Here is a 12,299-nt window from a genome sequence, read left to right as displayed (position 1 = left end):
GAGTTTTTTCGTGAAAATTCCTTGCCTTTTTTATTTTATTAATGTATAATAGTTTTATATCAAACTATAATAATAACATTTTTGGAGGTAATACAATGAGTAAAATAGTAGTAGTGGGAGCAAATCATGCTGGAACAGCTACAATAAATACAATATTAAATAATTATCCTAATAACGAAGTAGTAGTTTTCGATAGAAATTCAAACATTAGCTTTTTAGGTTGTGGAATGGCTTTATGGATAGGGAAACAAATTTCTGGACCAGAGGGATTATTTTATTCTTCTAAAGAAACTTTAGAATCTAAAGGAGCAAAAATTCATATGGAAACTGAAGTTAATAATATAGATTTTGAAAAGAAAGTTGTTTTTGCAACTGGAAAAAATGGAGAAAAATATGAGGAATCATATGACAAATTAATACTTTCAACAGGTTCATTACCAATTGACTTAAATATTCCAGGAAAAGATTTAAAAAATGTTCAATTTGTTAAATTATATCAACATGCAGCAGATGTTATAGAAAAATTAAAAAGTCAAGATTTAAAAGATATCGTTGTAGTTGGAGCTGGATATATTGGAGTAGAGTTAGTTGAAGCGTTCCAAAGATGTGGAAAAAATGTAAATCTTGTTGATTTAAGTGATAGTTGCTTATCAGGATATTATGATACTGAATTCAGAAATATGATGAGTAAAAATTTATCTGATAATGGAATTAAAGTAAATTATGGAGAAAAAGTTTTAGAAATAAAAGGAACTGATAAAGTAGAAGAAGTTGTAACTGATAAGAAAACTTATAAAGCTGATATGGTAATTTTAGCTGTTGGTTTTGTTCCAAATAATATTTTAGGAAAAGGAACTCTTGAATTATTTAAAAATGGAGCTTATAAAGTAGATTTAACTCAAAAAACAAGTTTAGATGATGTTTATGCTATTGGAGATTGTGCTACTGTATTTGATAACTCTATTGAAAATACAAATTATATAGCTTTAGCTACTAACGCTGTTCGTTCTGGAGTAGTAGCAGCTCATAATGTATGTGGAACAAAATTAGAAAGTATAGGAGTACAAGGTTCTAATGGAATTTCTATATTTGGATTAAATATGGTTTCAACAGGATTAACTTTAGAAAAAGCTACTAGATTAGGATATAATGCTATTGCTACTGACTATGAAGATTTACAAAAACCAGCTTTCATAGAGCATAATAATAATAAAGTAAAAATTCGTATAGTTTATGATAAAGAAACAAGAAGAGTTTTAGGAGCTCAAATGGCTTCAAAACAAGATATATCTATGGGAATTCATATGTTTTCATTAGCTATTCAAGAAAAAGTAACTATTGATAAATTAAAATTATTAGATATTTTCTTCTTACCTCATTTCAATCAACCATATAACTATATAACTATGGCTGCTTTAAGTGCAAAATAATTAAAATTTTTAATACACCTAAAATTTTTAGGTGTATTTTTTTATAAAAATAATTTAAAATAACAAAAGATATAATTAATAAAAAATTTAGATTTCATAAATTTGTAAGAATAAATTTTATGGTTCAAAGATACTATTGAAACATAAGAAAATTTATTGTTAAAAATAAATGAAATAGTATAGAGATGGACTTATAATAAATATAAATAAAGATTTTTTATCCTAAATAAAGATATGATATAATAATTATAAAAAAATGGAGGATAATATGGAATTATCTTTAATGGATAGTTATAAAACTAGTTTAATTAATAGTGAATTTAATTCTTTTGAAGAATATCAACATAAATTACTTTCTAATAATGAAGAAAAGATAATAACTACTATCAGAAGTCAATTAGAAAATTGTGATGAATTTATAATTTCTGTAGCATTTATAACAGAGAGTGGAATAACTTTATTATTAGAACAACTTAGAATTTTAGAGGAAAAAAATATACAGGGAAAAATTCTTACAGGAGATTATCTTAATTTTACTCAACCTAAAGCATTAAAGAAATTACTTTCATACAAAAATATAGAGATAAAATTATTATCTAAAGAAAAATTCCATGCTAAAGGATATTTTTTTAGAAAAAGTAATATTTGGACAATGATAATAGGAAGTAGTAATCTTACTCAAACAGCTTTAACTACTAATTTTGAATGGAATTTAAAAGTAACTTCTTTAGAAAATGGAAAATTAATACAAGATTCTTTAGAAAAATTTAATAATATTTTTTTGGATTTACCAATTCTTACTATGGAAGATATAGAAAAATATGAAAATTTGTATCTATCTAGTAGAGAATTTTATAAAAAAATAAATTATGAAAATGAGAAAATATTATTAAAAGATGTAAAACCAAATTTAATGCAAAAAGAAGCTTTAGAAAATTTAGAGGTTTTAAGAAAAAATGAAAAAAAAGGACTTTTAATAAGTGCTACAGGTACAGGCAAAACTTATCTTGGAGCTTTTGATGTAAAAAAAGTTAAACCTAAAAAATTTTTATTTTTAGCCCATAGAAAAAATATTTTGGATAAGTCACTTCTTACATTTAAAAGTATAATTGATGATAAAAAAATGGGGATATATGGGGAATGTCCTATTGATACAGACTATTTATTTGCTATGGTACAAACTTTAAATAGAGATGAACACCTTAGCAATTTTTCTCCAGAATATTTTGATTACATAATAGTAGATGAGGTTCATCATGGAGGAGCTAAAACTTATCAGAAAATAATTAATTATTTTAAACCTAAATTTATTTTAGGGATGACGGCTACTCCAGAAAGAAGTGATAATTTTGATATTTATAAGATGTTTGACCACAATATAGTTTATGAAATCAGATTACATGATGCTTTAAAAGAAAATTTACTTTGCCCTTTCCATTATTTTGGTATTTCTGATATTTTAATTGATGGAAAAGAGATATCTGAAGATACTACTATAAAAGATTTAGTTATAGATAAAAGAGTTGACCATATACTTGAAAAAAGTAAATATTATGGATATTCTGGAGAAAAGTTACATGGACTTATATTTGTATCAAGAGTAGAGGAAGTTTATGAATTAGAAAGAAAATTTCTTGAGAGAGAAATATTATCCATTGGACTAACAGGAAAAAATACAAATGAAGAGAGAGAGAATGCAATCTCAAAATTGGAAAAAGGAGAGATTTCATATATTATATCTGTAGATATATTTAATGAGGGGATAGATATTCCTTGTGTAAATCAAGTTATATTTTTAAGACCAACAGAATCTTCTATAATTTATATTCAACAATTAGGTCGTGGGCTTAGAAAATATAATGACAAAGATTATGTAGTTATTCTTGATTTTATAGGAAATTATAAAAATAACTTTTTAATTCCTACTGCTATATCTCAAAATAATAGTTTTGATAAAGATTATATGAAAAGATTTTTAATTAATGGGACAAATATGATTCCAGGGGAAAGTAGTATAATTTTTGAAGAGATAGTGAAAGAAAGAATATTTGAAAATATAAATTCTACAAATTTTTCTACTAAAAAAAATATTGAACATGATTTTAATTTATTAGAAAAACAACTTGGAAGAATTCCTTTTTTATTTGATTTCTTTAATAGAAATATGATAGAACCAAATATAATTTTGAAGTATAAAAAAGATTATGATGAAGTTTTAAAAGTTTTAAGACCAAAATTTGTAGAAAATTTAACAAAATTAGAAAAAAATTATTTAGAATATTTATCATCATTTTTTACTCCAAGTAAAAGACTACATGAGATGAATATTTTAAAACTAATTTTGGAAAAAGGAAAAATAACTATTGAGGAGATAGAAAAAACTATAAAAGAAAGATATTTTTTAAATAATCAAAAAGAAAGTATAGAGAATGCTTTAAAACATTTTACAAAAGAGATATTTACAAGTCTTTCTACAGCAAAAACTTATGAGCCTATAATTAAAAGAGATAATAATATATTTATTATAGAAGATGACTTTAAAAAGTCGTATGATAAAAATAATTATTTTAAAAAATTGATAGATGATTTAATAAATTATAACTTAGCTTATGTAGAAAAAAATTATAAACAAACAGGAGAAAAATCTATATTAAAATATAAAGAGTACACAAAACAACAAGGATTTTGGAATCTTAATTTAGATTTTAATAATGGGTATCAAGTTAGTGGATATACAACATTTGAAGAAGAAAAAAAGGTTATAATTTTTATAACTTTAGACAACAATAATTTATTTGATAATCAATTTGTAAATTCTGGTATTTTTACATGGTTTTCAAAAAATAATCGTTATTTAGAGAAAAAGGGAGTAAAAACTATTGAAGGAAAGATAGCAGATAATTATTATAGTATTGAAGTTTTTATGAAGAAAAAAGAGGGAGAAAATTTTTATTATCTAGGAGAAGTAGAGAGAGTTATGGAATTTCAACAATGTTTTAATGAAAAAGAAGAAAGTTATATAAAATATACTTTAAAATTAAAAAATGAAATTCAAAAAGATTTATTTGAATATTTCATATTATAAAATATGTATTAAAAATAAACTTATTATAGCATAAAATAAAAAAATTTTCTAAAATATTGACTTTTTTATCTTATTTATATATTATAAAATTATAAGTATTTTTATTTAATTATCTTTAAAAAAAAAGATTAGAAAAAATAAAAAAACGAATGTCTTATGATTAAGGAGTTAATTATGGATGAAAAAAAGAAATTATTTTTAGGAATTGGAATTTCAATAATTATAGCAGCAAGTATTTCAGGAACAATGACATATCTTGATAAAAGGAATAGTAAGAAAAATATAGAAAAGATATTTGGAACTACTTTTGTAAATCAAGAATATCAAGTTGATTTAAAAGAAAATCAGGTGGCAAAAGATTATGTGCCTCTAGATTTTGAAGCTATTAAGAAAAAAGTTGGAATGAATAATAAAGAAAATCAAGGCAGTTTTAATAAGGTAGAAGAAATAAAAAATGATAAAGGGGAAGTTATAGGAAAAAAAGAATATAAAACTAAAAATGATGTTATAAAAACTAATTTTAATGGAAAAAGTATAGTTTCAACAGAAGTTTATAAAGAAAAAAATGGTAAACCTGAAGGAAAAGCAACTCTTACTTATTCTGATGGAGTAGTAGAAACATATAATTATCAAAATGGAATAAAAAATGGAGAAGCAGAGATAAAATTTTTAAACGGGGATAAAGAAGTATATAAATATGTAAATAATCTACAAAATGGAGAAGCTGTATATTATTTTTCAAATGGAGATAAAGAGATTTATAACTATAAAAATGGTGTAGTTGATGGAGATGCAAAATATATATTTAAAAATGGAAAAGAAGAAATATATAAATATGTAAATGGTCAAAGACAATAATTTTTAGGGGGAGTTATGAAAAAAATATTATTAATAGCTAATTTGATTGTAGGATTATTTTTTGTAGGATGTACAAATGTAGATACAGTGATGAATAAGATTTCAAGTGGAGTAGAAGCTGGAATAGATAATGTGGTGGGAATGGTTGAAAAATTAAAAGGAGATACTCCTGCTAGTATAAAATTACCTGTTCCTTCTGGTAAAAACTTTGCTTTTGAAGGATATAAATTAGAAATAAAATATGTAGAAAAAACAGGTTTGGAAACTTCATTAGTTGGAAAAGTTCAAAATAAAACAAATTCATCTTTAGTAGTTGTAACAACATTTCCTATTTATGACTTAAATGGAAAAATTGTTAGTTATGGATATTTTAGAAATGATGTAAATGGAAATACTATAAAGCAACTTCATGGAAATTATTCACAATATAGTCTAAAAAAAGATTTAAGAATAATTCCTGAAAAAGTAATGACTCGTGTATATTCTAATGATAAACTTATAGCAACAACTCATAAAATTCAAAACCCAAAAACTGTAAAACAAAATAGAGTAAATCAAGTAAACCAAGAGAAAGTAGAAAATAATAATTCCCAAATTCAACAAAGACAAACTAGACAAAGTATAAGATAAGGAGGATATTATGGAAAAATCATATAAATATATAGCTGTAATAAAACAATTAGAAAATGGAAAATTTTTAATAAAATTTCCAGATTTTGAAGGAATAACAGGATTAGCTGAAAAAGAGGAAGGGATAGAAAAGATAGCTACTGGAATATTAAAAGCAAAGTTACAAGAATTAAAAGATGAAAATCTAGAAATACCAACAGCAAAAGAAATAATGGAAATACAAAAAACTTTACAAGAGGGGGAATTTACAACTTATATAACTATTAATAACTTAATAAAATTTAATATTAATAAAGAAAATGTAAAAGAAACTTTTGACAATTTTCGTAATAAATCTGAAGAAATGTTGAAAGGTGATTTTAAAGAAAATGTAGAAAAAATTTATAATAAATCTGAAGAGTTTGTAAAAAATAAAATAGGAACTAATGTAAAAAGTGAAAACTATCATTTTATAGGTGTAGTAGGTGGAATTTTATATATATTAGGAGCGTTTATGCCTTTTGTTGGGGCTAATATACCTTTCTTTGGAAAAATAAGATTTGGAGTGACAACTTTAGGAAGATTAAAAGATTTCCAAGGATTTGTAGATATATCTCAACAAACATTTACTATTAGATTTATAGTTATATTATTTATAATGAGTGGAGCTTTTACAGCTTATTCAGCTTATAAAAAACATAAATTTTATTTTAAATCAGGAATATTAATTTCTGCTGTTTTATATATAATGTCATTTTTATATTTATTTATTCAAATTATGAGTATCGATAAAGAAGCAAGACCTTATATTGGATTTTCTTTTGCTTGGATTGTATTATTTTTAGGATTAATCTCAATGGGAGTATCTTTTATTTTACAAAATAAGAATCCAGATGAATCAGAAGAAATTTCTCAGGAGGAATAATTATGAAAAAAATATTAACTATTTTATTTATAGGATTATTATTATGTTCTTGTGGAAGGTATAAAGAATTAAATAAGGAAGAAAAATTTAAATTACTTTATGAAGCAGAAGTTTTACATAAAAAAGAAGCAAGAAAAGAAGTAAAAGAAATATATGAAAAAATTAATAAATATATAGAGAAAAAAGATGAGGATGCTATAAAAGAGAAAGAGGAGTATAACAAGATTGTAAATTTCTTTAAAGGACAAATAATAATGTATGGAATATTTTTAGATGGAATAAAATATCCTTCTACAAAAGAAGTTATGGGTAAAGATGGAGAAATTATAAATACTCAATTCCGTCTATATCATGATTCTGGAAAATATTATGATTATATTACTGATAAATTATATACAGGACTTGGAACTCTTAGAAATTGGAATGGAGAAATTCAAAAAGTAATTAAATTTGAGAATGGAGAGATAAAAGACTTAATTCAAAATAATAGTTTTGATATGAATGGAAACTTATTAGAAGAAGTTTACTATGAAAATGGAGATATTATAGCAGTAAGAAAATATAATGAAAAAAGAGAAATTAAAGAAGAAAGATATATTTTAGAGAGATATAAAAACGGTGGAGTAAAAAAAGATTATTTAGTAGTAAATGGTAACAAGAAAGGAAAATTAAGAGAATTTAATAAAAATAATGTGGTAATAAAAGAGGAAGAGAAATAATAGAAAGAAAAACAGCCTTTTGGGCTGTTTTTTATATAAAAAATTATTTATTAAATGGTGCCCAGAGCGGGACTCGAACCCGCAAGGTATTGCTACCGACAGATTTTGAGTCTGTTGTGTTTACCAATTTCACCATCTGGGCAATTACTTGCTACGAAATATAATACATTATTTTAGTTAGAATGTCAATATTTTTTTAAGAAAAAGACATTTTATTTTTTAACTTTGAAAATAAAAAAAATTATAGTATAATTATTTTATAAATTTATATTTTAAAGAGGTGACTTAATTGGAACTAGAGATAATAAAATGTATAAAAAATAAAAAAAATTATGAAATAACTGTAAATTATTTAGAAGAAAATTCTTTAAAATTTTATATAGATGGAAAGGGTGGACAATTAGGTGATAGAGGTCATATAGGTGAAGCTAAAGTTTTAGAAGTTCTACCTGATAAAATTATAATAGATAGAGAATTAGAAATTGGAAAATACTCATATTCTATAGATATGAAAAGAAGAGAGGATATAGCTGTTCAACATACAGCAGAACATTTATTCTCAGGAATTGCTACGAAATATTTTGGATTACATAATGTAGGGTTTAGAATGGCTGAGGAAGTTACTACTGTTGATTTAGATAGTGACAATATTTCAGAAGAAATTGTAAAAAAGTTAGAGAAAAAAGTAAATGAAGTAATAAAAAATGGTGCTAAAGTAATAGAAAAAAATGTAACTATTTCAGAGGCAAAAGAATTACCCCTTAGAAAACCACTTAGTGAGAAAATTAAAGAAGGTCTTGTAAGAATTGTAGAAATAGAAAATTATGATTTTTGTGCTTGTGCAGGATTTCATCTAAAAAATATTCAAGAAGCGAGAGTTTTAAAAATTCTTTCTCATGAAAGAATAAAAGGAAAATATACAAGATTTTATTTATTAGCTGGGGACAGAGCCATTGGAGATTATAATAAAAAATCAGAAGTTATAAAAGAATTAAATCATAAATTTAGTTGCAGAGACAATGAAATTATTGAAATGTTAGAAAAATATATGATAGAGCATGAAAATTTAAAAAGAGCTTATGGATTTTTAAATCAAAAATATTCAAAAAATATATTTGAAACTTTAATAAAAACTTCAACAGTTATAAAAAATAAAAAATTTGTGATTTATGAAGATGAAAAAGATGTTATTAATGAAGTTAGAAAATATTTTTCTGATAGAGATGAAACATTTATAGGAATTTCAGATAGTGCAATTATGTTAAGTAGTAATACTTTAAATTGTAATGAAATTATTAAAAAAATTGTTGAAAAGAAAAATACCTTAAAAGGTGGTGGAAGTCAAAATCAGGGAAATATAAAAGGAACTGCTACAAAAGAGGAAATAATGGAGTTATTAAATAACATATTATAATAAAGACTTGTTATTTTTTTAAAAAACTGATAAAATATATAGTCAAATACAATTTTTTATAAAGATGGAGGAAGAATGGAAAATTCAAAAATAGCATTATTAAATCTTAATGAGGCTGAATTAACAGATTATATTTTATCACTTGGAATGAAAAAGTTTTATGGTAAACAAATATATAATTGGTTGCATTCAAAGTTAGTTAGAAATATTCATGATATGACAAATATTTCTTTAAAAGATAGAGAAGCTCTAGACAATAATTCATATATACCATTATTAAATATAATAAAACATCAAATTTCAAAAATAGATGGAACAGAGAAATTTTTATTTAAATTAGAAGATGGGAATACAATAGAAACAGTATTATTAAAACATAAAGATAGAAATACAGTTTGTGTATCTACACAAGTTGGATGTCCTATAAAATGTAAATTTTGTGCAACAGGAGCTTCAGGATATGAGAGAAATCTTACAGTTCATGAAATTCTAAATCAAATTTATACAATAGAAAGAAGACTTAGAAATAGAGAACAAAATGTAAATAATATAGTTTTTATGGGAATGGGAGAACCATTTTTAAATATTGATAATTTAATAAAAGTTATTAAAATAATTTCTGATGAGAAAGGACTTAACATTTCAAGAAGGAAAATAACAGTTTCAACATCTGGAATTATCACAGGAATAGAAAGATTAATGGAAGAAAAGTTACAAGTTGAATTAGCAATCTCTCTTCATGCTGTATTTAATGAAAAAAGAGATGAACTAATGCCAATTAATAAAAAATATCCATTAGAAGATTTATTTACAGTATTACAAGAATATCAAAAAAGAACAAATAGAAGAATTACTTTTGAATATATTTTAATAAAAGACTTCAATGTATCACAAGGAGATGCTGAAATGTTGGCAGACTTTGTACACGAATTTGACCATGCATTAAATTTAATACCATATAACCCTGTGGTAGAAAATGATTTTGAAAGACCTAGTGAGAAAAAAATTGAGAAATTTTATAATTATTTAAAAAATGATAGAAAAGTAAATGTTATAATAAGAGGAGAAAAAGGTACAGATATAGACGGAGCTTGTGGACAATTAAGACAAAGAACAACTAAATAAATGGAGATAATTCAATGAAAAAAGCTTTTAAAATAACTTTAATAACATGTGTAGCATTATTTTTTACTGGAATTTTAAGTGTGACTTTAGTTATAAATCATTATAAAAAACAAATGCCAGATATAGAAAACTTGATAGAATCTTATACACCATCAATACCTACAAAAGTTTATGATATAAATGGAGTAGTTATAGATGAATTATACAGAGAATCAAGAATACCAGCAAAATTTGATGAAATACCAGAAAATTTAAAAGATGCTTTTGTAGCTATTGAAGATAGAAGATTTTATAATCATTATGGAATTGACCCTATTGGATTAATGAGAGCCATTGTTGTAAATATAAAATCAAGAAGTAAAAGTCAAGGAGCTAGTACTTTTACTCAACAATTAGCAAGAAATGCTTTTTTAAATCATGAAAAAAAATTATCAAGAAAAATAAAAGAAGCAATTTTAACAATTGAGATAGAAAAAAGATACACTAAAAATGAAATTTTCGTAAAATATTTAAATGAAATTTATTTTGGTGAAGGAGATTATGGAGTAAAAAGTGCTGCAAAATCTCTATTTAAAAAGGATATTAGATATATAAATGTTTCAGAGGCTGCAATGCTTGCTGGAATTCCTAATAGACCTGGATATTATAATCCTAGAAAAAATTTAGATGCTTCATTAGAGAGAATGAGATTAGTCCTTTCACAAATGAAGCGTTATGGATTTATTAGTGAATCTGAATATCAAAAAGCTATAAATCATAAATTTATATTAGAAGAAGATGTAGAGGGAAAAATAGACCCAGTAACAACTACTATTGTTTACGAAAGAGAAAAAGTAAATAAATCTTTAGCTCCAAGTTTCACAGATTTAGTTTTAGATTATTTACAAGAAAATTTTGATGAAGAACTTATTTATAATGGTGGTTTACAAGTTTTTACAACTCTTAATTACAATATGCAAAAAGTAGCTCAACAAGTATTTAATGAATATCAACCAATAGTTGATAATCCAGAGTTAGAGGGAGCTATGGTAACTATTAATAGTTCAAATGGTTATGTAACAAGTATAATTGGTGGAAGAAACTTTATTCCTGGAAACTTTAATAGAGCTATATCTTCTCGTAGGCAAATTGGTTCATCTTTTAAACCTTTTGTATATCTTTCTGCAATAATGAAAGGTTATAAAGAAAATACCATAATAGAAGATTCTAGAGCTCTTTATGATAATGGTTGGGCACCTAAAAATGTTACAACCACATATAAAAATAATCAAACTTTACTTGAAGCATTTAATAGGTCAGCTAATAGTGTTGCTATAAAATTATTAGAAGATATTACACCAAAATTTTTAAATGAAAATGTTAAGAAATTAGATATTGGAATGGAACCAACTACAAATTTAAGTGCTGCTTTAGGAGCTTTAACAGCTACACCGCTAAATTTATCAAAAGCATTTGCTATTTTTTCTAATGGAGGTTACATTGTAGAACCAATGTATGTTTTAGAAGTAAGAGATAAAGATGGAAATACTTTAATTAAAAATACTCCAAGCGTGAAAAAAGTTTTTGATACTAAAGATATTGCTCTTACAACTAATTTATTAGTAAGTTCTGTAAAATATGGAACAAGTAAACCTGCTACTGTAGTTACTAAAAAAGGAAAAAATATAGAACAGGGAGGAAAAACTGGAACAACTAACGATTCATTAAGTGTTTGGTATGCAGGAATAACTCCAGAATATGTAACAACAGTTTATTTAGGATATGATGATAATAAAGAAATTCCTAGAGGAACAGGTGGAGGATTAGCTGCTCCTATTTGGAAAAGATATTATGAAGAAATAATAAATGCTGGATATTATTCTCCTAGTAAGTTTGAATTTATTGATAGTTTAGTAGCAAGTGGTGATTTATATTATCAGAACTTAGACCCAGATAACGGACTTTTATCAACTAAATGGAATGCAAGAAAATTCTTAATGGAAAATCATACAATAGAAATAGAACAATCAAATAAATATAGAAAAAATATAGCAGAAATTTTATATAATTAATAAAAAAACTACATTTAACTTTGTTAAGTGTAGTTTTTTTATTATAACTATAAAGAAAATTAAATTTATAATAAATATTATGA

At 24.2% G+C, this 12,299-nt stretch carries 9 protein-coding genes and 1 tRNA gene; 9 read left to right on the top strand and 1 reads right to left on the bottom strand.

The features are described 5' to 3' along the window. The first annotated feature begins 95 nt into the window (after positions 1–95). The 6 genes from nox (at position 96) to T364_RS0108455 (ending at position 7,626) form a co-directional block, all read left to right on the top strand. On the top strand, positions 96–1,430 hold the full coding sequence (gene nox, locus T364_RS0108480) for a H2O-forming NADH oxidase (RefSeq protein WP_027129204.1): 1,335 nt from the start codon (positions 96–98) through the stop codon (positions 1,428–1,430). 268 nt (positions 1,431–1,698) lie between these two features. Continuing rightward, entirely contained in the window at positions 1,699–4,515 is a 2,817-nt protein-coding gene (locus tag T364_RS0108475) for a DEAD/DEAH box helicase (RefSeq protein WP_027129203.1), read from the top strand. A 174-nt stretch (positions 4,516–4,689) separates the two neighbouring features. Beyond that, positions 4,690–5,373 carry an MORN repeat-containing protein gene (locus T364_RS10995; protein ID WP_027129202.1) on the top strand — a complete coding sequence of 228 codons (684 nt, stop codon included), beginning with the start codon at positions 4,690–4,692 and terminating at the stop codon, positions 5,371–5,373. A 15-nt stretch (positions 5,374–5,388) separates the two neighbouring features. Next, positions 5,389–6,003 (top strand): hypothetical protein, encoded by a 615-nt coding sequence (locus T364_RS0108465; protein WP_027129201.1) that lies wholly within the window; start codon positions 5,389–5,391, stop codon positions 6,001–6,003. Between the two features lie 10 nt (positions 6,004–6,013). Next, a complete protein-coding gene (locus T364_RS10990; RefSeq protein WP_051532703.1) occupies positions 6,014–6,907 on the top strand; it encodes a type II toxin-antitoxin system HicB family antitoxin in 894 nt (297 codons plus the stop codon). 2 nt (positions 6,908–6,909) lie between these two features. After that, on the top strand, positions 6,910–7,626 hold the full coding sequence (locus T364_RS0108455) for a hypothetical protein (RefSeq protein WP_027129200.1): 717 nt from the start codon (positions 6,910–6,912) through the stop codon (positions 7,624–7,626). Between the two features lie 55 nt (positions 7,627–7,681). Here T364_RS0108455 and T364_RS0108450 read toward each other — a convergent pair. Continuing rightward, positions 7,682–7,768 (bottom strand) — tRNA-Leu (locus T364_RS0108450). Positions 7,769–7,915: 147 nt separating this feature from the next. Between T364_RS0108450 and T364_RS0108445 the strand changes: the two genes are divergently transcribed. The 3 genes from T364_RS0108445 (at position 7,916) to T364_RS10770 (ending at position 12,216) form a co-directional block, all read left to right on the top strand. Further along, the gene (locus T364_RS0108445; protein ID WP_027129199.1) at positions 7,916–9,040 is read left to right on the top strand and encodes an alanyl-tRNA editing protein; all 1,125 of its coding nucleotides are present in this window, start codon (positions 7,916–7,918) and stop codon (positions 9,038–9,040) included. A 75-nt stretch (positions 9,041–9,115) separates the two neighbouring features. Beyond that, complete coding sequence (gene rlmN / locus T364_RS0108440; RefSeq protein ID WP_027129198.1) at positions 9,116–10,165, top strand: dual-specificity RNA methyltransferase RlmN; 1,050 nt, start codon at positions 9,116–9,118, stop codon at positions 10,163–10,165. A gap of 14 nt (positions 10,166–10,179) precedes the next feature. Beyond that, on the top strand, positions 10,180–12,216 hold the full coding sequence (locus T364_RS10770; RefSeq protein WP_051532702.1) for a transglycosylase domain-containing protein: 2,037 nt from the start codon (positions 10,180–10,182) through the stop codon (positions 12,214–12,216). Positions 12,217–12,299 lie beyond the last annotated feature (83 nt).

Source organism: Fusobacterium perfoetens ATCC 29250, assembly GCF_000622245.1.
Lineage (GTDB): Bacteria > Fusobacteriota > Fusobacteriia > Fusobacteriales > Fusobacteriaceae > Fusobacterium_B > Fusobacterium_B perfoetens.
The sequence above is the reverse complement of the archived record's forward strand: the minus strand, read 5'-3'. Positions and strand labels throughout refer to the sequence as shown.

What these genes read in the sequence shown, in the direction of transcription:
- T364_RS0108465 (WP_027129201.1), top strand. Translation starts at nt 5,389, where the DNA reads ATGAAAAAAATATTATTAATAGCTAATTTGATTGTAGGATTATTTTTT.
- T364_RS10990 (WP_051532703.1), top strand. Translation starts at nt 6,014, where the DNA reads ATGGAAAAATCATATAAATATATAGCTGTAATAAAACAATTAGAAAAT.
- T364_RS10770 (WP_051532702.1), top strand. Translation starts at nt 10,180, where the DNA reads ATGAAAAAAGCTTTTAAAATAACTTTAATAACATGTGTAGCATTATTT.
- T364_RS0108475 (WP_027129203.1), top strand. Translation starts at nt 1,699, where the DNA reads ATGGAATTATCTTTAATGGATAGTTATAAAACTAGTTTAATTAATAGT.
- nox (WP_027129204.1), top strand. Translation starts at nt 96, where the DNA reads ATGAGTAAAATAGTAGTAGTGGGAGCAAATCATGCTGGAACAGCTACA.
- T364_RS0108455 (WP_027129200.1), top strand. Translation starts at nt 6,910, where the DNA reads ATGAAAAAAATATTAACTATTTTATTTATAGGATTATTATTATGTTCT.
- T364_RS10995 (WP_027129202.1), top strand. Translation starts at nt 4,690, where the DNA reads ATGGATGAAAAAAAGAAATTATTTTTAGGAATTGGAATTTCAATAATT.
- rlmN (WP_027129198.1), top strand. Translation starts at nt 9,116, where the DNA reads ATGGAAAATTCAAAAATAGCATTATTAAATCTTAATGAGGCTGAATTA.